Genomic DNA, 21625 nt, shown 5'->3' with positions numbered 1-21625 from the left:
AAAAATAGTCGTTGGATCGACGGCGCCGAATGTGTCACAGCGCGTCAACTGCCATCAGAGTTTCCGACATGACCGACACCGCTGCCGCCACGCCTGCTTCCGGCTCCGCCCGCCTCGGCGTGCTGTTGATGCTTCTCGGCATGGTGATGTTTTCACTGAACGACGTGCTCGGGAAGTGGCTGGTTTCCACTTATTCGGTCGGTCAGCTGATGCTGATCCGCAGTCTTGCAGCGATCGTGGTGCTGGCGCCGTTTTTTTGGCGGGTCGGCTGGCGTCGGCTTGTCGAGGTCGAGCAGCCGAAGCTGCATCTGCTCCGCTCGGGGCTTTTTGCCTTCGAGGCATCGGCTTTCTATTTCGCGGTGGCTTACATGCCGCTCGCGGACGCGATGACGTACTGGCTTGCCGCGCCGATTTATGTGGCGGCCCTTTCGCCGGTCATGCTGGGCGAGAATGTGGGCTGGCGGCGCTGGTCGGCTATTCTCGTCGGTTTTGCAGGCGTCATCATAGCGTTGTCGCCCTCCAAGGACAGCTTCACGCTGCCGGCCCTGATTGCGCTCGCGGGCAGCCTTGCCTTCGGGCTTGCCATGGTGTTCAGCCGGTCGCTGCGCGCCACGCCCGACACGACGCTGGTGTTCTGGCAGGTCTCCGGGGCGGCTCTGTTCGCCGGCATCTGGTGTCTTGCCGATCCCGGCGGTTGGGCGCCGGTCAGTGCGGTCGACTTCGGCCTGCTGAGCCTGCTTGGCATCGTGGCGATGGCTGCGCATATGCTCGTCAACCGCTCGCTGAAGCTCGGCGATGCCGCGACCGTGGTGCCGCTTCAGTATACGCTTCTGATCTGGGCGGTGCTGTTCGGCTGGCTGTTCTTCGGTGACGCGCCCCGCCCCGCCATGCTCATCGGCGCTGGCTTCATCGTCGCGTCCGGCCTGTTCATCTTCTTCCGCGAATTGCAGTTGAAGCGGCGCGGCGGATAAGCGGTCTTACTGCGCCTTGACCGATTTCAGATAGGCGATGACGTCTGCAATGTCCTGCTCGGACTTGAGGCCGGAAAACGCCATGCGCGTTTTCGGGATCATCTTTTTCGGGCCGGCAAGATAAGTGGCGAGCGTCGCCTCGTCCCATGTCAATCCGTTGGCGCCCTGTTCCTTCATCGCATCGGAATAGTTGGTGTAGTCGGCAAGTGCTGCCGCCTGGCGGCCGACAATGCCATCGAGATGCGGGCCAACCTTGTTTGTCGCCTGTTCGGCATTGTGACAGGCGGTGCATTTCTTGAAGACGATCTTGCCCGCTTCGGCGGAGCCTTCGGCTGCCAGCGCGGTAGTGGAAAGAGCAAGGACAATCAGTGCGGCAAGGGTCTTCATTGGTGTTCCATCGAAAAGGCGGCCGGCGTGAGCCGGCCGGAGTTGGCGCGGTCTCCCGACCGCACGCGATCACCGGCCGCCCGAAAGCGGCCGGGGAGGATCGCCAGAGATATCAGATCGAGCCGGCGGCCATTTCCTTGGCAATGTAATCGGCCTGGCGGATCGCAAGCGAGACAATGGTGAGTGTGGGGTTCTCCGCGCCACCCGTCGTGAACTGGCTGCCGTCAGACACGAACAGGTTCTTGATGTCGTGTGTCTGGCCCCATTTGTTGACCACGCCGTCGCTCGCCTTCTCGCTCATGCGGTTGGTGCCGAGATTGTGCGTGGACGGATAGGGCGGCGTGGGGAAGCTACGGGTCGCGCCGACGGCTTCATAGAGCGCCTGTCCCTGCTGGTAGGCATGGTTGCGCATGGCGACGTCGTTGGCGTGGTCCGTGAACCAGACGTCCGGGATCGGCATACCGTACTGGTCCTTCAGTTCCCCGTGCAGCTTCACGGCATTCTGTTCCTGCGGCATGTCCTCGCCGACGATCCAGAGCCCGGCCATGTTGGCGTAGCTGTCCATAGCCGAGGCGAAGGTGCGGCCCCAGCCGCCGGGATCGAGGAAGGCGGCCATGAAGGGCACGCCGAGGGAGAGCGTTTCCAGCTCGTAGCCGCCGACGAAACCACGCGACGGATCGTGTTTCGCTTCGTCCCGGATAATGCCGGCCATGGTGGTGCCGCGGTACATGTGCACGGGCTTTTCGAACACGGCATAGACCGAGCCCGTCGTATGGCGCATGTAGTTCTTGCCGACCTGACCGGACGAATTGGCAAGGCCATCCGGGAACTTGGCCGAGGCCGAATTGAGCAGCAGGCGCGGGCTTTCGATGGAGTTGCCGGCGACGGCGACGATGCGGGCCTTCTGGCTGTGCAGCTTGCCGTCCTTGTCAGCATAGACGACGGCGTTGACCTTGCCGCTTGCGTCATGCTCGATCTTCACAACATGCGACTGTGGCCGCACCTCCAGCTTGCCGGTGGCCTCGCCCTTCGGGATTTCCGTGTAGAGCGTCGACCATTTGGCGCCCCATTTGCAGCCCTGGAAGCAGAAGCCGGTCTGCTGACAGCTCATGCGGTCGTCGCGATCGGCGGAGTTGATCGCCATGTTGCCGGTGTGACATTCCTTGTAGCCGAGCTTGTCGGCGCCGGCCTTGAGGATCTTGAAGTTGTTGTTGCCCGGCAGGCCCTCGATGCCGTTGGTGCGGGTGACGCCCATCTTGTCCTCGGCCTTGGCGTAGTAAGGCTCCAGTTCGGCGAGCGTGATCGGCCAGTCGAGCAAGTTGGCGCCCTCGACCTTGCCGTAATGGCTGAGCGTCTTGAACTCGTGTTCCTGGAAGCGCAGCGAGGCGCCCGCCCAGTGGGTGGTGGTGCCGCCGACCGCCTTGACGATCCAGGCCGGCAGGTTCGGAAAGTCCTTCGCCACACGCCAGCCGCCGCCTGTCGTGCGGTGATCGAGCCAGGCGAGTTGGGCGAAACTGTCCCACTCGTCGTTGATGAAGTCCTCGTATTCGTGGCGTGCGCCCGATTCGAGCACGACGACGTCGATGCCCTTCTGCGCCAACTCGTTGCCGAGCGTGCCGCCGCCGGCGCCGGAACCGATGATGACGACCACGCTGTCGTCGTTGAGATCGTAAGGAGCTGCCATGGTTTCCTCCTGAAACGGGAACGGTCGGCGTTGCGCCGCGGGGACGCGCCTCCTCCGGCGCGAGCCCTCAGACCGTTGTCAAAGCCATTCGATGTCGTCGAAACCGCGGGCGATGTAACCGCCCTTCGAGTAGGACTCGCCTTCGTAGCCGAAATGCGGCCAGAGTTCCTTCTGGTTGTAGAAGGAGACGACGAGATCGCCGCGCACCGCCTGGAAGAACGGTGTCGTTTCGATGTCGCGCAGGATCGCGACGCGGTCATCCTCCCAGCCGAGGCCGCGATAGCCGTTCGCGCCGGCGCGCTTGTCGAGATCGGCGATGCCGTCCTCGATCAGCGTCTTGTGTGCCTCGTCCGTGCCGGCCTTTGTCTCGTGGCCCTTCACGGCAATGGCATAGAACCGATCCGCGATTGCATCGTGCGGATAGATATCGCGGGCGAGCTTGATCAGCGTCGCCATGGTTTCCGGCTTGAGCGCCGTCGTTTCCATGCCCCAGGCCCGATCGGGGCTGATGACGGCGTTGCCGGCGATGATGAGTGCGGCGCCGATCGTGCCGCGCTTTAAAAGCTCGCGCCGGGAAATGCCGGGGCGCTGCTCGTAGATGGTCGTCATGTCACGTTCCTCCCGTTGCATTCATGGCTGATGGCCTCCCCCGGGCCGCCGGCCTCTTTACTTGTACCGACCGCGCCGCTGCAGGACCTCGATCTTGTAGCCATCCGGATCGGTGACGAAGAAGAAGCGGGCAAGCAGGCCGCCGTCCCGGTTGAATTCGACGATCTTGCCGATGGTGAAGCCGAGTGCGGAGATGCGGGCATGCTCGCTGTCGAGATCGGAAACCGACACGGCGAGATGGCCATAGCCATCGCCGAGATTGTAGGCTTCGGTACGACCCTTGTTGATCGTCAGCTCGAGTTCGAATTCGCTTTCGGCATTGCTCATATAGACGAGCGTGAAGGTCTCGAAATCCAGTCGCTCGGCGATTTCGAGGCCGAAGGCCCTGTTGTAGAAATCCACGGACCGGTCTTCGTCCAGAACCCGGATCATGGAGTGTATCGTCTTTGCCACGCTTGGTTTCCCCCGCTTGCAGTTCGCTTGTGAGGGAAGTGTGCGTCCGGAATCGGGATCGCGGGTAGCAGCCCGTTACCGCACATGGATTTTCATTTCTGGAGTATACGGGGAAGGATTTTTTATCGGTTCGCACCCGACGGGATGATTTGACCAAATACAAGCGCCACCGCATAATCGCGGGCATAAAAACAAGACTGGAGGATATCCCAATGTGTGAGGTCTTCGCGGGACAGGATCCGCAACGCTATCGGCCCGTCAACCGCTCGGTGCGCATCGGCGGACATTCGACGAGCATCCAGCTCGAGGCGGCCTTCTGGGTGTTGATCGACGAGATCGCCAGCGGTCAGGGTATGTCGACGTCGCGCTTCCTCTCGACGCTCTATGACGAGGCGCTGGAGCGCAACGGCACGGTGTCGAACTTCGCGTCGCTGCTGCGCACGAGCTGTCTCATCTACCTGATGGGCGGCGCTGCCAGGGAGGCCGAACCGCGCGCCTTCCACATCGTTGCGGCCGAGTAGCGTCAGAAGGTCGGCGGGGTGTTGATCCAGATCAGCACCGTCTCGCCGTCATGGCTGTTGTGCCAGGCGTGGCGGCGGGTGCTCTCAAAATAGAGGCTGTCGCCGGGTCCAAGGTCGTGGAATTCGTGGCCGTCGAGCACGATCTCGACGCGCCCCGTCAGCACATGGACAAATTCCTCGCCGTCGTGCTGGTAGGCGCCATCAGAGGTGGCGCCGGGCGCCAGCACGAAACGGTGGCAATCCATCATGTTCCGGCCATCGGCCAGCACCTGCACGGTCACGCCCGGCGATGTCTCCGGCCACAGCTTCCATTCGCCCGAGCGCACCAGCGCGCGATTGTCGGTCTCTTCCTCGCCAGAAAGCTTGGAGACGGTCGTGCCGTAATAGTCGGCGAGATCGTGAAGCACGCGGAAGGTCACGCCCTGCGAAGTGCGTTCGAAGGTGGAGAGGACGGAGGTCGAGATGCCGATATCGCCGGCTACCTGCTCCAGCGTCTTGCCTTCCGCATGGCGCAAGCTGCGGAACTTGCGGCCGACGCCCTGCGGCGATTCTCCGTCCGAAGCCTGTGTTTCCGTGCCGGGGTCTTCGGCCTCCAGCGCCTCTCGGATCGCGGCCGGGTTCAGGCCGCGCTCGGTGCGATACCAGGCGATGCGCTTGAGCCGATTAACGTCGTCGGCGCTGTACTGCCGGTGACCGGTGTCCGAACGGCCGGGCACGACGAGACCCTGCGTCTCCCATAGCCTGAGTGTGGAGGCCGAGACGCCGGCAAGACGTGCCGCCTCCGTCACCTTATAGTGCACCGGTTCCGGGGAACCCATCGCGCCAATCCCTGATTCTGTGTACGCTTCGCTTATACACACCCATGCGGCAGACGGCCTGAAAATCAGTCGCATTTCCCGCGTAGAATGCCAGTTGCATTCTTGCAGAAAAAATGTAGGAATTCCACATAAGGCTTGCAGAAAAAATGCAAGTTATTAATCGAAGCCTCCAGATTCAGGATAGCGCCATGACCGCCTCCCCGCTGACCGACCGCAAGAACGCCGCCATCTCGCGCGGCGTGGGCATGACCACGCAGATCTACGCCGACCGTGCGGAGAATGCGGAAATCTGGGACAAGGAAGGCAATCGCTATATCGATTTCGCCGCCGGCATCGCCGTCGTCAACACCGGACATCGCCATCCGCGTGTCATCGAGGCCGTCAAGAAGCAGCTCGACCGCTTCACGCATACCTGCCACCAGGTCGTGCCCTATGAAAACTATGTGGAACTCGCCGAGCGTCTGAACGCCATCACTCCAGGCGACTTCGAGAAGAAGACCATCTTCGTCACGACAGGCGCGGAAGCCGTCGAGAATGCCGTTAAGATCGCCCGCGCTGCCACCGGCCGCCAGGCTGTCATCGCGTTTTCCGGTGCCTTCCACGGCCGCACCTTTATGGGCATGGCGCTGACCGGCAAGGTCGTTCCCTACAAGGTCGGGTTCGGTGCGATGCCGGCCGACATCTACCATGCGCCGTTCCCGGTCGAGATGCACGGCACGAGCGTCGAACAATCGCTGGATGTGCTGAAGAAGCTCTTTGCCGCCGATGTGGACCCGAACCGCGTCGCCGCGATCATCATCGAGCCCGTGCAGGGCGAAGGCGGCTTCTATCCGGTCCCGGTCAGCTTCATGAAGGCGATCCGTGAGGTCTGCGACAAGCACGGCATCCTGCTGATCGCCGACGAAGTTCAGACCGGCTTTGCTCGTACTGGCAAGCTGTTCGCCATGGAGCATTTCGGCGTCACGGCTGACCTCGTGACCATGGCCAAGGGCCTTGGTGGCGGCTTCCCGATCGCGGCCGTCACAGGCCGCGCCGAAATCATGGACGCACCCGGCCCGGGCGGTCTGGGCGGCACCTATGCCGGCAGCCCGATCGGCGTTGCAGCGGCCCATGCCGTTCTCGACGTCATCAAGGACGAGGACCTGTGCAACCGCGCAGAAAACCTCGGTGCACGGCTCAAGCAGCGTCTTGCATCCTTGCGCGACAAGGTTCCGGAGATCGTCGACATCCGTGGCCCGGGCTTCATGAACGCCGTCGAATTCAACGACGTCGCGACGAAGCAGCCGAGTGCGGAATTCGCCAACAAGGTTCGTCTGAAGGCGCTTGAAAAGGGCCTGATCCTGCTGACCTGCGGCGTGCATGGCAACGTCATCCGCTTCCTCGCGCCGATCACCATTCAGGACGAGGTGTTTGCCGAAGGTCTCGACATTCTCGAAGCGGCGATGATCGAAGCCCGCGGCTAAGCGGACCCGCCAGACACGACACATAATTGCAAGCGGCACCCGGAGCAGACGCTCCGGGTGAACGCCTTTTGCTGCCCGAAAGGAACGACAATGGCTTTCTATGATGCTCTGACCCGGCACTTCACGTCGGGCGACCTGCTGCGCGATGCCGGCTATGTGGACGGCAAATGGGTCAGCGACAGTGCCGCCGGCACCTTCGACGTGCTCAATCCGGCGACCGGCGAGAAACTGGCGACCTTGCCGGAAATGGGCGCGGCCGAGACGAAGGCGGCAATCGACGCCGCCTACCGGGTTCAGCCCGCCTGGGCCGCGCGCCCGGCAAAGGAGCGCAGCATTCTTCTGCGCAAGTGGTTTGATCTGATGATCGCCCATGCCGACGAGCTTGCCGCGATCCTGACCGCCGAAATGGGCAAGCCGCTGGCCGAAGCCAAGGGCGAAATCATCTACGCCGCGTCCTATGTCGAATGGTATGCGGAAGAGGCCAAGCGCATCAACGGCGAGACGATCCCCGCCGCCAGCGCCGACAAGCGCATGATGGTCATCAAGCAGCCGGTCGGCGTGGTCGGTACGATCACGCCGTGGAACTTCCCGGCCGCGATGATCGCCCGCAAGGTGGCGCCGGCGCTGGCCGTCGGCTGCACGGTCGTTTCCAAGCCCGCCGAACTGACGCCGCTGTCGGCCATCGCGCTTGCCGTTCTGGCCGAAAGGGCCGGAATTCCCGCCGGTGTGTTCAACATCGTCCTCGGAACGGACGGTCCGGCAATCGGCAAGGAGCTTTGCTATAACCCGAAGGTCCGCAAGATTTCCTTCACGGGATCGACGGAAGTGGGGCGCATCCTGATGCGCCAGTGCGCGGATCAGATCAAGAAGATGAGCCTGGAGCTTGGCGGCAATGCGCCCTTCATCGTTTTCGATGACGCGGACCTCGACGCCGCTGTCGAAGGCGCCATGGCGTCCAAGTACCGCAATGCCGGGCAGACCTGCGTTTGCGCCAATCGGCTGTATGTGCAGTCGAACGTCTATGACGCCTTTGCGGACAAGCTCGCGAAGAAGGTCGCCGAACTTTCCGTCGGCGACGGTTTCGAAAAGGGCACGACGGTCGGTCCGCTGATCGAGGAAGCCGCCATCGAAAAGGTCGAGGCACATATTGCCGACGCTGTTTCCAAGGGCGCGATGGTCGTTTCCGGCGGCAAGCGCGTGGCGGGCAAGGGCACCTTCTTCGAGCCGACCGTCTTGAAGGGCGTCGCCCGTGGCATGACGGTGGCGCGGGAAGAGACGTTCGGCCCGCTCGCGCCGCTCTTCCGCTTCGACGCAGTCGAGGACGTCATCGAACAGGCCAACGACACCGAGTTCGGTCTTGCCGCCTATTTCTATGCCGGCGATCTCAAGAAGGTCTGGAAGGTAGCTGAAGCGCTGGAATACGGCATGGTGGGCGTCAATACCGGCCTCATTTCCTCGGAGGCAGCCCCCTTCGGCGGCATCAAGCAATCCGGCCTTGGGCGGGAAGGCTCGGCCCATGGCGCCGAAGACTACCTGGAAATGAAGTACGTCTGCATTGGCGAACTTGCCTGACGAACAAGCGGTCGCCCGCGTATAACGCGGGCGACCCTCAGGAATTTTCGATGTCGGTTCGGGCGAAATCATCGCCCTTATAGAGCAACGGTACGCCGTGCCGGCGGGCGCAGGCATAGGCGAAGCAGTCGCCAAAATTCAGCGCTGCCGGATGGCGGCCTTTGCCGAAACGCTGGAACGCCTCGACGGCTAAAGTCGTAATAGCGGCATCGACGGCGAGCGTCTCGATTTGCAGCATCCGGAGATAGGTCTCGACCTCACCGAGCGCCGCCTTTGGCTCGAGGCCCGTTACGCGGGCATAGGCGATGGCGGCCTCCCAGATCGCCATGGGTGATGTCAAACGACGATGAGTGGCCGCAAGCTGTCGGCTGAGAGAGCGAGCGTCGTTCTCGCTTGTCATCATCGCGACGATGGCGGAGGCATCGATGAACATCAGTCCTCGTACAGGCTATCGATGAACGCCTTGTCGGCTTCAGGACCGACAGGAGGATATTTCCGGTTCAGCGCACGGGTCAATTCAAGTGCCTTGTCGACCAGGGAGGGCTCCTGCTCGAGCCGCTGCAGCTCATGCGTCAGCGCCTGCCGCACCGCTTCCGTCTTGCTGATCTTGCGCAGCGCCGAGAGGCGTTGAGCGAGACGGTCGACTTCCCGGTCCTTGACATAGAGCGGCATGGTATATCCTTTCTTCTGTAGAGGGATATACCATGCCACTGTCGTCGTTGAAAGATCGGCGTGCGCGTCTCAGTCTCTTTCGTAGCGCGTCACAGTCTGTTCGATGGCGCCGAAGATGGAATGACCGGTTTCGTCCTTCATCTCGATGCGCACGACGTCGCCGAATTTGAGGAACGGCGTTTTCGCCGCGCCGGTCGTGATGGTCTCGATGGTGCGCGGTTCCGCAAGGCAGGAATACCCCGCACCGCCCTCGCCTATCGGCTTGCCGGGGCCATCATCGGATTTGTTCGATACGGTGCCGGAGCCGATGATGGAGCCGGCGACGAGCGGGCGGGTCTTTGCGGCGTGCGCAACGAGCTGGGCGAAGTCGAACACCATATCGATGCCGGCATTGGCCTTGCCGAAGGGGCTGCCGTTGAGCGAAACCAGAAGCGGAAGGTGGAGCTTGCGGCCATCCCAGGCCGTGCCCAATTCATCCAGCGTGACGGCGACGGGGGAAAAAGAGGAGGACGGCTTCGACTGGAAGAAGCCCAGCCCCTTGGCGAGTTCGGACGGCATAAGGCCGCGCAGAGAGACATCGTTGGCGAGCATGATCAGCCGGATGGCAGAACCGGCCTCCTCCACGCTCACGCCCATCGGCACATCATCGACGATGACGGCGACCTCACCCTCCATGTCGATGCCCCAGGTCTCGTCGGCTGCCACGATGGGATCGCGCGGCCCCAGGAAACTGTCCGAGCCACCCTGGTACATCCGCGGATCGGTGTAGGCGCTGTCGGGCAGTTCGGCGTTGCGCGCCTTGTACATGAGTTCGACGTGGTGGAGATAGGCCGATCCGTCTGCCCATTGATAGGCGCGCGGCAGCGGCGAGGCGGCATCGTGCTCGTGAAAACGCATGATGGGTTGTGAGCCGGTTTCCAGTCCCTCTGCGACCCGTGCCAGCCGCGGTGCGGTGTGTTCCCAGTCATCGAGAGCATCCTGCAGGGTGCGGGCGATATGCCCCACTTCCGAGCAGCGCGTCAGGTCACGCGAAACGACCACGAGGCGGCCGTCACGGGTGGAACTTTTCAATGTCGCCAGTTTCATATGTCTCTCTCTCCCAGTCTTGTTTCCTGCCCTGCGATCGTGTCATCTACCGGCCGCATAAACCTTCCGGGCCCTCCCCGGCGCACTGACTCTGCAAGGACATTCCGCTTGAACCCCACGGTCCGAAACGCCCTGTTGATCGTCGCAGCCTTCGTCGCCGCGACGGCCGCCATTCTTTATACGATGGGGCAGCCGCTCATCTGCAAGTGCGGATATGTCAAATTGTGGCACGGCGTCGTGGTCTCGTCGGAGAACTCGCAGCACCTGACCGACTGGTACACGCCGAGCCACATCATCCATGGCATCCTGTTCTTCGGTTTGTTCACCCTCATCCTGCGTAAGGCTAGCATCAATGTGCGCCTGACGCTTGCCCTCATTCTCGAATGCGCGTGGGAGATCGTCGAAAACACCGACATGGTGATCAACCGCTATCGCGAGGCGACGATAGCGCTGGATTACTTCGGCGACAGCGTGATCAATTCGAGCGCCGACATCCTCGCCATGGTGGTCGGCTTCTTCCTCGCTTCCCGCCTGCCGGTGTGGGCCAGCATCGCGATCATCATCGTCTTCGAGGCGACGACGACGTGGCTCATCCGTGATGGGCTGGCGCTGAACGTGCTGATGCTGGTCTGGCCCATCGACGCGGTGAAGGCGTGGCAGGGCGGCTGAGACGTCAGTCGGTTTGATTCTCGCGCGGCGGCAACGAAGGGGTTACGTCGAGACGTGACCCGGGCGGAGCCCGCCCTTTATGCGAGGTTTTCCCCAATCGAATCGCACGGCTTCCGTATGCACGTTGCGGTCAATAGGCTATGGTGCAAATTATTGGCAATACTGCGCTATTTCGCGCCGTGTGTTCGCCACTATTGGCTTGCCCATCCGTCAGAATCAGTTCTAAATGCGATTTAAACTATTAAATGGGTTTGAAATCGCATCTTGAGATTCTCGATATGAATATGGCTGCAACATTGGGACAGGCAATTTCCGAGGTCGATCAGCTGATCATCGGCCAGGCACATGAGCTGTCCGACAAGCTGAAGCAGCACCGGCTGGAAATGTTCCCGCCCGTTGCGCAGAAGAGCCTGCGCCGGTTTCAGTTGAGCGAGGCCGCGCATTTCCTTGGCGTGACGAGTGGTTATCTGCGCAATCTCTCGCTGGAATCCAAGGGCCCCCTGCCCCAGGTGACGCCGTCCGGCCGCCGGTCCTATACGGCCGAGCAGCTGCAGGAGATGCGCCAATATCTCGAGCAGAACAGCCGTGGCCAGCGGTATATTCCCCGCAGGCGCCGCGGTGAGCACCTCCAGGTCATCGCGGTCGTCAACTTCAAGGGCGGTTCCGGCAAAACGACCACGACGGCGCATCTTGCCCAGCATCTAGCCCTGACAGGGCATCGCGTGCTCGCCGTCGACCTCGACCCTCAGGCGAGCCTGTCGGCGGTTCATGGTTTCCAGCCGGAATTCGACGTCAACGAGAACGAGACGCTTTACGGCGCAATCCGTTACGACGACCAGCGCAGGCCGCTGAAGGAAATCATCCGCAAGACGAATTTCCCGGGCCTCGATATCGTGCCGGGCAATCTTGAGCTCATGGAGTTCGAGCACGATACACCGCGCATTCTTGCACAGGGCAACAGTGGCGACTACGGCCGTATCTTCTTTGCCCGGCTCGACGAGGCGCTGTCCTCGGTCGCCGATGATTACGACGTCGTGGTGATTGACTGCCCGCCGCAGCTCGGCTTCCTCACCATGAGCGCGATCTGCGGTGCAACGGCGGTGCTGATCACCGTGCATCCGCAGATGCTGGACGTCATGTCCATGTGCCAATTCCTGCAAATGCTGGGCGAAGTTCTGAACACGCTGAAAAGCGCCGGCGGCGACATGAATCTCGACTGGCTGCGCTACCTTGTCACCCGATACGATCCGGCGGATGGGCCGCAGACGCAGATGGTCGCGTTCATGCGCTCTCTGTTCAAGCAGCACGTGCTGACGAGCTCGATGGTGCGAAGTGTTGCGATCGCCGATGCCGCGCTGACCAATCAGACGCTTTACGAAGTTGACCGCAGCCAGTTCACCCGCACGACTTACGACCGCGCGCTTGAATCCATGGAAGCGGTCAATGCCGAAATCGTTGAACTCATTCATAAAGCATGGGGGCGCTGAGCATGGCCCGCAAGAACGTTCTTTCCAGTCTGATGGCGTCGTCCGACGCGAAGTTGACGCCGGTAAACCCGGCCCCGCAGGAAGACCAACGCCAGCATGTTACCTATAAGGGCATCGGCGCACTCGGCGCGGTGACGCGCAGCATCGACGCCCTCGCGGCCAAGGCGGACGCAGCCAAGGAAATCGAGGCCAAACTAACGGCTGGCGACGTGGTGATCGAGCTCGAGGCGGACCAGATCGAGGAATCCTTCATCTCCGATCGTCTTGCGCATTCCGACCACCAGTTCCAGGAACTGGTGGAGGCGATGCGGGTGCGCGGCCAGGATTCGCCCATTCTCGTGCGGCCGCATCCGAGCAAGAACGGAATCTACCAGATCGCTTTCGGTCATCGCCGCGCCAAGGCGGCCCGGCTGCTTGGCCGGCCCGTTCGGGCGGTGGTGCGGACGTTGACGGACCGCGATCACGTCATCGCGCAAGGGCAGGAAAACAGTGCGCGTGCCGATCTATCCTTCCTTGAGCGCGCAACGTTCGCGGGCGAATTGGAGGCGCGCGGCTTCGATCGCGAGACGATTATGGCGGCGTTGAGCGCCGACAAAACAACCGTCTCCAAGATGCTTTCTGTCGTGAACCGGATTCCCAAGGCAGTGCGCGCGGGTATCGGCCCGGCGTTGTCGATCGGCCGTGACCGTTGGCACGAACTGGCGACCCGCTTCGACGAACCGGCCAACGAAGATCGGGCCGTCGAGTTTCTCTCGCGCGATCGCGTCGTGGCGCGTCCGCCTGAGGAGCGCTTCAACCTTGTCAACGCTCATCTCTCGAAGGCGCCAGTGTTGGCGCCAGCCAAGAAGACGGGTCCGGCCAGCTGGGAGCGCAAAGGTATTCAGGCGAACATCAAGGCCAGCGGTCGCCAATATACGATTTCTTTGAAAGCGGCAGAGGCGGCCGGCTTCGGCGCCTACCTCACCCGCAATCTGGATCGCCTCTATGAGGCGTATCATGCTGAAAATAAATCGAAATCAGGAGATTGATCCGCAAAAGAAAAAGGCCCCCTCAACGTTACCGTCGCGGAAGCCCTTCTCATCGTTTAGCAGCCTGAGAATCGCACTTCCCCGAATCACAGTCAAGCCTTTTCGGCACTGGTTTCAGTGATGGGGTCTCTTTTGCCTGATGAAAGGTGAAGAGACATGGAGATGGATGGCATAACGACGCCTTTCGGGCGGCGGCCGATGACGCTTGGCATGTTGGTAAACCAAGCCCGCACCCAGACGATGGCAGCCGATGCGAGCGTCGACAAGTGGCAGCTTTACCGCTGGCTCTGCGAAGCGAAACCGAAACTCGGCATCAGCGACCGTGCCCTTTCGGTTCTGAACGCGCTGATGAGCTTCTATCCAAAGAACGAACTCGCCGCCGGCGAAACCCTTGTCGTCTTCCCATCCAATGCACAGCTATCGCTTCGCACCCATGGAATGGCGGAAACGACCTTGCGCCGTCACCTGGCCGCCCTGGTGGAGGTCGGCCTTCTTGCCCGGCGTGACAGCCCGAACGGCAAACGCTACGTGCGCCGTGACCGGCAAGGGGACATCGGCGAGGCGTATGGCTTCTCGCTCGCCCCCCTCCTCGCTAGGGCAGGGGAGATAGAGACAACGGCCGCAGCGGTAACGGCCGAACGATTGTTGCTGCAGAAACTGCGCGAACGCGTCACGCTCGTGCGCAGGGACATCGTAAAACTTATCGAAACGGCCTTGGAAGACGGCATTTCCGGCGACTGGATGGGGTTTGAAGCGGAATATCGCATGCATATCCTCACGTTGCCCAGGGTCGCGACGCCGGAAATCCTCATGCCGGTCCTGAATGAACTCGAAAAACTGCGGACCGCAATCCTCAAGACGCTGGAAGATAACATCTTTTCGCATAATGCGGCTGGCAGTGGCGGCCAAACTGAGCGGCACAAACAGAATTCAAAACCAGAATCCATCTCTGACTCTGAACCTCGCTTCGATACGAAGCAGGGCGGCAATGCCGAAACCCAAACGGAAGGTGCAGCTGGATTGGATGGTATACGGGAGGATGAACTTGAGCGTCGGCGGGCGCAACGAACCATCGTACCCGCTGATCCGCAGAAGCCCTACCCTCTTGCCCTGGTTCTGCAAGCCTGCCCCGAGATCATTCCGTTTGGTCCTGGCGGAACGATTACCAGCTGGCGGGATTTCATGACGGCGGCCGTGGTGGTGCGCTCCATGCTGGCGGTGAGCCCTTCGGCTTACGAGAACGCTTGCGAGATCCTCGGCCCTGAAAATGCGGCGACCGTGATTGCCTGCATTCTCGAGCGCTCCGGCCATATCAACTCGGCGGGCGGCTATCTTCGCGACCTGACCCGTCGCGCACAACGGGGAGAATTCACCCTCGGGCCGATGCTGATGGCTTTGGCACGAGCGAATGGAAACCCGGCGAAGCGGGCTGGCTAGCATGATTGCGGAACAGCGGATTTGTGTTTGGAAACCGCATGTTAACCATGGAGTTCCTAATGATGGGTGGAGCAATAGGGAAATCCGAATCAATGCCTTCACCTGCCTCGGTCCAGCCACGTCGCCGTTCCACCGATATAGAGACCGGCCCGGTCGTGCCGTTTCCGGCCGCACGTCGGACGGCGCATGTCCGTCAATGTGCGGGAGAACTCGGCGGGCTGCATGGCGAAGATGCGCGCCGCTACTGGCTGAAGGTTTGCCGCGAACTTGCCGACGACCTCTTGAAATTTGGATCAAGCGAAAGCCAGGCCCGGTCCGCAGTTCTGGCTTTTCAGGATGAAGTACAGCGAGAACTTCTTCGCCAGCATGAAGCCGAACAGGACTGAGCCGGACCTTTCGGCATTGGGTGCGATGCGAGCCCCCTCCCCTTCCCTTTGCCCAAAAGGCGGGCTAGTAACGGGCGGGGAAAATGCCGGAGGATGGATATGACAGAAGCGATCGCGGAAGATATCCGCCGGCTCGAGGAGCAGGAACGCCTGCTCCGCTTCAGCCGGTTCAGTGCTGAGGATGCCTGGGCGCTCGGCAACCGCATCCGCGACGTGGCGACCGCACGCGGCGCGGGTGTCGCGATCGATATTTCCCTTCGGGATCGACCGCTGTTTCATTGTGCACTGCCCGGGACCACCACCGATAACGGCGAATGGATACGACGCAAGCGCAACACAGTGCTTCGCCTTTGGAGCGCCTCCTATCTCGTCGGCCGCCGGCTTGCGCTTTCGGGTCGAGATCAGGTGGAAGCGCGAAATCTTGCCTTTGCCGATTTTTCCGTACACGGCGGCAGTGTTCCGCTTTTTGTCGCGGATCTCGGCTGCGTTGGCGCCATCACTGTTTCAGGCGTACCGGAGCGCATCGACCACGCCATCGTCACGGATGCCATGGCGAGTTTCCTCAACATCGATCTCGGCGACAGCCGTCTACCGGAGTAAGACCCCTCCCCCCCATTGAGGCGAGATGTCTTTTGCTGACGATATTGTAAAATGCTGTCTTCGTCCCGGGCAAGTAGCTCCGCAGAACAGGACGAGAGCTGTTACCAAGGCGGCAAGCGCCGTTTGACGGATGTTCCCTTGATAAGGACCGTGCTGGGAACGGCATGTTCGGAGAGCGCTTCAAGGAAGTCATCCATCTGCTCGATCGAGTGAACCACCAGAAATGGATCATCAACAGTGATCTTGTCGCGCTCGATAGGCCCCGGCCGTTTAAAAGACTTTAAATGATTTTGCCTTGAACAGCGCACTCTGACTACGCAGAGAACCGTTGACCTTTCATATCAAATCCTGCTGCGACTTCACATGATCTCCTGAAGAACGGGACCGCATTCTACACGTCATTACAGATTTTCGAGGTGTGTTTCGCGATAGCGGTTTTCAAAAAACGGTGTCTTCAAGAGCTTTGAGCGAAAGAGCTAGATCGGATGCTCAACCACAGCATCATGCTTGGTCCCGGCATTGTGGTCGCCTGAAAGTTCATTGGTCATATCCGTATCAGCTTCTAAAACCTCGCTACGGGCGCGGAACGCTGGGTAGCCGTTCGACGTGATGGTAAGCGATGGCTAACGGTTTCATTGAGCCTTGACCCATCTTTTCCGTGGGCGTCGTTATTATCAGATCCCCCTCACCCACCACCAGGTTCGTTGCGATAAGAGAGAGTTGCATCAAAGCATCGGGTGTTTACCACCGTAAACCGTTCGGGCTCGCTATGCCATCTGCAGGCTCAAGAATGCCGCCATGCCGGATGTGATGGGCTTAGCTTACTCGCCGTCGATCATATTGCGCAGAACGTCATTTGGCTGTAGAAAACTTGATAAACATCAGAAGGTATATTTGGACGGCACAATGACCTTCCAACCACGCATGGAAAACAGAATCGAGGGCTTTTCCGTCGTCGGCGATCTCAGCCGGCGGCATTGGAACGGAATCGTGGCCGATGTCTGGAACGTGGAATGTGCACCAAATGCCGGCGGTTATTATGTCGGACGTGATCCCCGCCTTTTTGTGCTCCTGGACAAGCAGGGACCCGGATCGTCGCGAATGCGGCTGTCTTCTCGCGGTACGGAAACGGTAACGGATTGGGGGATGCAGCCAATCGCCTATATCCCCGCGAATTTCGAACTCTGGGCCGAACTCTCCGACCATCGCTTCATGCGGCATCTCGATCTGCATTTCGATGTCGAGACGATCCGCCGGCGGCTCGCTGACGATCTGGACGCCGACCGCCTTGCGACGCCGCAATTGTTCTTCTCAGACAGTCGACTTCTGGCCTTGGCGCATCTGATCGCCGCCGAATGCAGCAATCCCCTCCCCTTGCACGATCTCTACGGCGACGGTCTTTCCCTTGCCCTGCTCATTGATGTCATGAAATTGGCAAAGGTGCAGGGCCGTAAACGCAGCAAGCTTGCCGGCTGGCAACTGCGCCGCGCGACCGACTTTATTGAAGAAAACTGCTTGCGCAATATTCGACTGGAAGAACTGGCGGGACTTGTGGGACTTTCCCAGTCGCATTTCAGTCACGCCTTCAAGGCCTCCACCGGAATGGCGCCGCACCAGTGGCAGGTCAATGCAAGGCTTCGTCGGGCCAAGGCATTGATTTTGCGCGCGAATTTATCACTCACCGATATTGCTGTCGAAACCGGTTTCTCCGATCAGGCGCATTTCACGCGGGTCTTCCGCAAGAATTTAGGCACCACACCCGCCCATTGGCGCAAGGCATACATACGCTGAAAGACTGCGCTGCGCGCCGCACACCGGCTTCTGAAAATAGCCCAAAAACGTTCAATTTTCGCGGAATGTGACAATCCCACGTGTTAAAACTGAGTTAATTACTCATCTTATTGCCGTTCGCCCTGCTCCAGTGGCTAGAGGCGGAACTGCCTGGGTGTGTAGGGATGATCACGTTGAAAAATCAACAGAAAATGAGATTGGCTCTCATCTGCGGGACCGCCGTTTCCGCCATGGCTGCCGCGTGGAGCGCATCCGCTCAAGATCGTGCAACCCAGCTTGAGGAAGTAAGGGTCGAACAAGGCGCACAGGACGTGGATACCGGTATCGAGCCGGTCAAGGGCGTTGTCGCGAAGACATCGCGCACGGGCAGCAAAACAGCGAGTGAACTAAGGGATATTCCCCAGTCCGTTTCGGTTGTGGGCCGCAATCAGATGGAGATGCAGAGCCCGCAGAAGATCGACGAGGCGCTTCGCTACGTGCCGGGTGTAAACCCGTCAACATATGGTACGGACTCTGACACTGACTGGATCTTCATACGCGGGTTCCAGGCGGATCAGACTGGCGTGTTTCTGGATGGTTTGTCCTTCTACCAGACGGGGTTCGCGACCTTCCTGATGGACCCGTTCTTCCTTGAACGTATTGAAGTTGTTAAAGGACCGTCATCTGCGTTGTATGGCGGCGGCAACCCGGGCGGTTTCATAAACTACGTTAGCAAGCGTCCCGGTGAACGCCACAGGTATCTGGAAACGGGCGTCAACAGCTTCGGTAACGGCTACGTTGCGGCAGACCTCGGTGATGCGTTGAACGACGTCCTTTCCTACCGCGTGAACGCCAAACTATCGGGTGGGGGCTGGGAGACAGACCATTCCAGCGATTTTCGCGGGACGGTCGCGCCAAGCTTCAAGTGGCAGCCAGACGAGTCGACAAGCCTGACGGTACTCGCCTCACTCTCGCGCACCGATTTGGTTCATACCAGCACCGGTTTCCTGCCTTACGAAGGAACTGCAGTTCCAAATGCCGCCGGCTACACGATACCGCGTGACTTCTTCTATGGTGATAAAGACGTCGAGCAGTATGACCGAACACAGGCGATGATCGGTTACGAATTCGAACACACATTCGATAACGACTGGACAGTGCGCCAAAACCTTCGTTATGGCACGGTGTCACTGCAGGAAGATGGCCTGTACAGCAACGGTGTCTTTACCGGCACGACACTGCAGCGTTATCGCTGGGCGCATGACACACGCGCAAACACTTTTACCGTCGACAACCAGGTAGAGGGCAAGTTCGAAACTGGTGCGGTGGAGCACACACTGCTCCTGGGCGTGGATTACCGGTGGTATCAGCACGGCGCATCGACATTTTATGACGCAGCGGTACCGTCGATCGACATCCTAAACCCGGTCTATGGCGGGGTATACGGTCCGCCAACGCTGACGCCGGGAAGTGAAACGACACTCAACCAGTTCGGTATCTATGCGCAGGACCAGATTCGCTTCGGCGAAGGCTGGCTGGTGACGCTGAACGGTCGCTATGACTTTGTTTCCACGAAGCTCGATACGCCTGACACAGAACGTTCCGACAGCGAGTTTACTGGCAGGGCCGCTCTCGCCTATGAGTTTGCGAATGGCATTACGCCATATGTGAGTTATTCGACCTCGTTCAGTCCGCTCACCAGCGACAACGGACAGGGAGCGCTTCTTGCGCCTGAGAAAGCAGAGCAGTGGGAGGCAGGTATCAAGTATGAACCTACCTCGTTCGATGGTCTTTTCACCCTCGCCTACTTCGACATCACGCGCCAGAACGTACCGACCCAGGTCTCGACTGCACCGCCTTTGACCGAAACGATCGGGGAAGTTCGCGTGAAGGGTATTGAGATATCGGCGCAGGCCAATGTCAGTAACGGGCTGACGGTTATCGGTGGGGTTGCTTATCTCGATGCTGAGGTTGCTCGTGCATACGGCCCTAGCTACGACTTCGCGAATGCTGGCACAACGCCGATTCAGGTTCCAGACCTTACCGCTTCGCTGTGGCTGGACTATGCTGTTCAAAGTGAGCAATTTGAAGGACTTAGCCTTGGCGCGGGTGTGCGCTATCTCGGAGAAAGCTGGGCGGACCGCGCCAATACTCTTAAGGTGAAGGACGCCACAATCGTCGATGCGGCTATCCGATACAAACGTGACAACTGGAGTGTTGCACTGAATGTGTCCAATCTCTTCGATAAAGAGTATGTCTCGAGTTGCCAGGGGCTTGCCTTGTGCGGCTACGGCGCGGGGCGGACCTTCATGTTGAAGGCGAGCACGAGCTGGTAGTATAGTGGGGTAGCCCCTGCCCCCGCAGCAGTGTTGCGATAAAAGGCCCGGCGATTTTATCGCCAGGCCTTTGTCAGTTTACGGCGGTCAACTTTACGACCCGGCCGGAGTTAGCTCCAGGCGTGACGTGGCGGGTTGAGGTCGTTCAGGTAGAAATTCCCTACGTGAAAATATTTCCAGCGTACGGGATCGTGCAAGGTATGCGCCCGAGCATTGCGCCAGTGGCGATCGAGATTGTGCTTGGCAAGGGTGGAGCGTGTGCCGGCCAGCTCGAACAGCTTGTTGGTGGCCAGGATGGCGATCTCGGTCGTCAGCACCTTGGCTTCCGCTGTTTTCACCGTCGCCTCCGCGATCGTGTTTTCTGTAGCGTTCGCTAGACCGCTATCGATGGCTTCCCCAGCGATGTCGAGGAGCGCCTCGGCGGCATGCAGACGGATCTTCAGGTCTCCGATTGCGGCGATGGTGAAGGGGTCCTCCCCCGCCGTTTCCTTACCGCTGTCGATCCATGGCCTGCTCTGTGTCTTGATAAAGGCGATGGCATCGTCAATAGCGCCGCGCGCAATGCCGGCATCAATCGCGGCCTGTATGATCTGTGACACGGGTCCGGCAACTGTCGGCCGGTCGAAGGCGAGAACGGGCAACAGACGACTTTTCGGTACGCGCACATTCTCGATCCTGACCGAGCCGGACGCGGTTGTGCGCTGGCCAAAGCTCGACCAATTGTTCGTGATGGTGATGCCCTGGGCGTCCCTGTCAACAAAAACGAGGTAGCTTTTTCCTTCATCGTCCACCGCGACGACCGGTATGATATGCGAGAGCAGGGCGCCCGTTGTGTAGAACTTCTCGCCGTTCACCACGGCCACGTCGCCGTCGAAGGCCATCCGCGTTTCGAAGGTGCCGACGTTCTTGCTGTTCAGTTCCGAAAAGGCATTGCCGAAGCGCAGGCCGGACAGGACCCAGCCGAAGAACTCGCGTTTCTGAGCTTCCGTACCGTCAAGATCGATGTGGCCATTGATGGACAGATGGTTCTGGGTGATCTGCGCGATGGATGAGTCCGCAGCCGCAATGATGGCGATCACGCGGGCGAGGGTGCGGTAGGATACGCCGGCCCCGCCATAGGCCTTTGGCACGTTGATGCCCCAGAGTCCGCTCTGGGAATAGGCGTCGATCTCGGCGAGGGGAAGCAGTCCCTCACGGTCGCGCAGCGCTGCGCCGGCGGTAAACTCGTCGGCCAGTCGCCGAGCAATCTCGATGGCCTCAGCGTCACTTTTGATGACATGGGCGGGCGTCTGCGGTCGCGGTCGAGGCGGGACCGGATCACTGGAATTGACGCGCGGATGAATATTGTAGTCGATCGGCTGTTGTTCGATGATCCCCATGTCGGTGCTCCCTGTTGGCGGAGACCGTAGCCTTTCAGGCTTTTGATAAAATCAGTAGACAATCTATTTTACGGAAAGGCCTGCGGGAGAAAAATCCTTCGCTGCGGGTCCATGGAGAGCGAGAGCAGGGATGGCATCATTGGACGATGAGGCTGCTTCCGGGAAGGGGAGGGGATTATACTTGGGCCGGCGACGCTGCGTTTGTGCAGATAGGAACCAGGGAACGCCTGATAATAGAAACGCCGCCGGAGCGGCGGCGTTTCAGTTTAGTCCTTATCAGTCCGCTTTGGCGGGAGG

21 protein-coding genes are annotated in these 21625 nt (G+C 60.2%); 12 read left to right on the top strand and 9 right to left on the bottom strand.

The window, feature by feature from the left end; translation table 11 throughout:
• Nucleotides 1-68 precede the first annotated feature (68 nt).
• The gene (locus MNR02_RS20850; protein ID WP_241949184.1) at nt 69-971 is read left to right on the top strand and encodes a DMT family transporter; all 903 of its coding nucleotides are present in this window, start codon (nt 69-71) and stop codon (nt 969-971) included.
• A gap of 6 nt (nt 972-977) precedes the next feature.
• Here the strand turns inward: MNR02_RS20850 and MNR02_RS20845 are convergent, their stop codons facing one another.
• The 4 genes from MNR02_RS20845 to MNR02_RS20830 form a co-directional block, all read right to left on the bottom strand.
• Nucleotides 978-1358: a cytochrome c family protein gene (locus tag MNR02_RS20845; RefSeq protein WP_241949183.1), complete on the bottom strand. Its 381-nt coding sequence runs from the start codon at nt 1356-1358 to the stop codon at nt 978-980.
• Between the two features lie 112 nt (nt 1359-1470).
• Nucleotides 1471-3042, bottom strand: a complete 1572-nt coding sequence (locus MNR02_RS20840; protein WP_241603278.1) for a GMC family oxidoreductase — start codon at nt 3040-3042, stop codon at nt 1471-1473.
• A gap of 78 nt (nt 3043-3120) precedes the next feature.
• Nucleotides 3121-3651 carry a gluconate 2-dehydrogenase subunit 3 family protein gene (locus tag MNR02_RS20835; protein ID WP_241949182.1) on the bottom strand — a complete coding sequence of 177 codons (531 nt, stop codon included), beginning with the start codon at nt 3649-3651 and terminating at the stop codon, nt 3121-3123.
• A 57-nt stretch (nt 3652-3708) separates the two neighbouring features.
• The gene (locus tag MNR02_RS20830) at nt 3709-4104 is read right to left on the bottom strand and encodes a VOC family protein (RefSeq protein ID WP_241949181.1); all 396 of its coding nucleotides are present in this window, start codon (nt 4102-4104) and stop codon (nt 3709-3711) included.
• Nucleotides 4105-4316: 212 nt separating this feature from the next.
• Between MNR02_RS20830 and MNR02_RS20825 the strand changes: the two genes are divergently transcribed.
• On the top strand, nt 4317-4625 hold the full coding sequence (locus MNR02_RS20825; RefSeq protein WP_241603257.1) for a ribbon-helix-helix domain-containing protein: 309 nt from the start codon (nt 4317-4319) through the stop codon (nt 4623-4625).
• Nucleotides 4626-4627: 2 nt separating this feature from the next.
• On the opposite strand, the gene MNR02_RS20820 is transcribed toward MNR02_RS20825, so the two are convergent.
• The gene (locus MNR02_RS20820; RefSeq protein WP_241949180.1) at nt 4628-5443 is read right to left on the bottom strand and encodes a MerR family transcriptional regulator; all 816 of its coding nucleotides are present in this window, start codon (nt 5441-5443) and stop codon (nt 4628-4630) included.
• A 188-nt stretch (nt 5444-5631) separates the two neighbouring features.
• On the opposite strand from MNR02_RS20820, the gene MNR02_RS20815 reads away from it, so the two are divergent.
• Nucleotides 5632-6906 (top strand): 4-aminobutyrate--2-oxoglutarate transaminase, encoded by a 1275-nt coding sequence (locus tag MNR02_RS20815; RefSeq protein WP_241949179.1) that lies wholly within the window; start codon nt 5632-5634, stop codon nt 6904-6906.
• 90 nt (nt 6907-6996) lie between these two features.
• Nucleotides 6997-8478: an NAD-dependent succinate-semialdehyde dehydrogenase gene (locus MNR02_RS20810; protein ID WP_241949178.1), complete on the top strand. Its 1482-nt coding sequence runs from the start codon at nt 6997-6999 to the stop codon at nt 8476-8478.
• Between the two features lie 37 nt (nt 8479-8515).
• Here MNR02_RS20810 and MNR02_RS20805 read toward each other — a convergent pair whose 3' ends face one another.
• From MNR02_RS20805 to MNR02_RS20795, 3 genes are all read right to left on the bottom strand, one after another.
• On the bottom strand, nt 8516-8911 hold the full coding sequence (locus MNR02_RS20805; protein ID WP_241949177.1) for a type II toxin-antitoxin system VapC family toxin: 396 nt from the start codon (nt 8909-8911) through the stop codon (nt 8516-8518).
• A complete protein-coding gene (locus tag MNR02_RS20800) occupies nt 8911-9150 on the bottom strand; it encodes a type II toxin-antitoxin system VapB family antitoxin (protein ID WP_241949176.1) in 240 nt (79 codons plus the stop codon). The genes MNR02_RS20805 and MNR02_RS20800 overlap by 1 nt, the downstream gene beginning before the upstream one ends.
• Nucleotides 9151-9219: 69 nt before the next feature.
• Nucleotides 9220-10236, bottom strand: a complete 1017-nt coding sequence (locus MNR02_RS20795) for a fumarylacetoacetate hydrolase family protein (RefSeq protein WP_241949175.1) — start codon at nt 10234-10236, stop codon at nt 9220-9222.
• 132 nt (nt 10237-10368) lie between these two features.
• Between MNR02_RS20795 and MNR02_RS20790 the strand changes: the two genes are divergently transcribed.
• The 8 genes from MNR02_RS20790 to MNR02_RS20755 all read left to right on the top strand — a co-directional run bounded on the left by MNR02_RS20790 (nt 10369) and on the right by MNR02_RS20755 (nt 19949).
• A complete protein-coding gene (locus tag MNR02_RS20790; RefSeq protein ID WP_241949580.1) occupies nt 10369-10905 on the top strand; it encodes a DUF2585 domain-containing protein in 537 nt (178 codons plus the stop codon).
• 278 nt (nt 10906-11183) lie between these two features.
• Nucleotides 11184-12392, top strand: a complete 1209-nt coding sequence (gene repA / locus MNR02_RS20785) for a plasmid partitioning protein RepA (protein WP_241949174.1) — start codon at nt 11184-11186, stop codon at nt 12390-12392.
• A gap of 2 nt (nt 12393-12394) precedes the next feature.
• A complete protein-coding gene (gene repB, locus MNR02_RS20780; RefSeq protein WP_241949173.1) occupies nt 12395-13420 on the top strand; it encodes a plasmid partitioning protein RepB in 1026 nt (341 codons plus the stop codon).
• Nucleotides 13421-13576: 156 nt separating this feature from the next.
• A complete protein-coding gene (gene repC, locus MNR02_RS20775) occupies nt 13577-14857 on the top strand; it encodes a plasmid replication protein RepC (protein WP_241949172.1) in 1281 nt (426 codons plus the stop codon).
• Nucleotides 14858-14895: 38 nt separating this feature from the next.
• Entirely contained in the window at nt 14896-15243 is a 348-nt protein-coding gene (locus MNR02_RS20770; protein WP_241949171.1) for a DUF6074 family protein, read from the top strand.
• A gap of 99 nt (nt 15244-15342) precedes the next feature.
• Entirely contained in the window at nt 15343-15843 is a 501-nt protein-coding gene (locus MNR02_RS20765) for a heme-degrading domain-containing protein (RefSeq protein WP_241949170.1), read from the top strand.
• Nucleotides 15844-16749: 906 nt separating this feature from the next.
• A complete protein-coding gene (locus tag MNR02_RS20760) occupies nt 16750-17634 on the top strand; it encodes an AraC family transcriptional regulator (protein WP_241949579.1) in 885 nt (294 codons plus the stop codon).
• A 164-nt stretch (nt 17635-17798) separates the two neighbouring features.
• Entirely contained in the window at nt 17799-19949 is a 2151-nt protein-coding gene (locus tag MNR02_RS20755) for a TonB-dependent siderophore receptor (RefSeq protein WP_241949169.1), read from the top strand.
• Nucleotides 19950-20059: 110 nt separating this feature from the next.
• Here MNR02_RS20755 and MNR02_RS20750 read toward each other — a convergent pair whose 3' ends face one another.
• Nucleotides 20060-21328, bottom strand: a complete 1269-nt coding sequence (locus MNR02_RS20750) for an SfnB family sulfur acquisition oxidoreductase (protein WP_241949168.1) — start codon at nt 21326-21328, stop codon at nt 20060-20062.
• Nucleotides 21329-21625 lie beyond the last annotated feature (297 nt).

It is taken from the genome of Shinella sp. H4-D48 (genome assembly GCF_022637395.1).
In the GTDB taxonomy this organism is placed as follows: domain Bacteria; phylum Pseudomonadota; class Alphaproteobacteria; order Rhizobiales; family Rhizobiaceae; genus Shinella; species Shinella sedimenti.
Note: the sequence above shows the minus strand (reverse complement) of the source record. Positions and strands in the feature narration are given on the sequence as shown.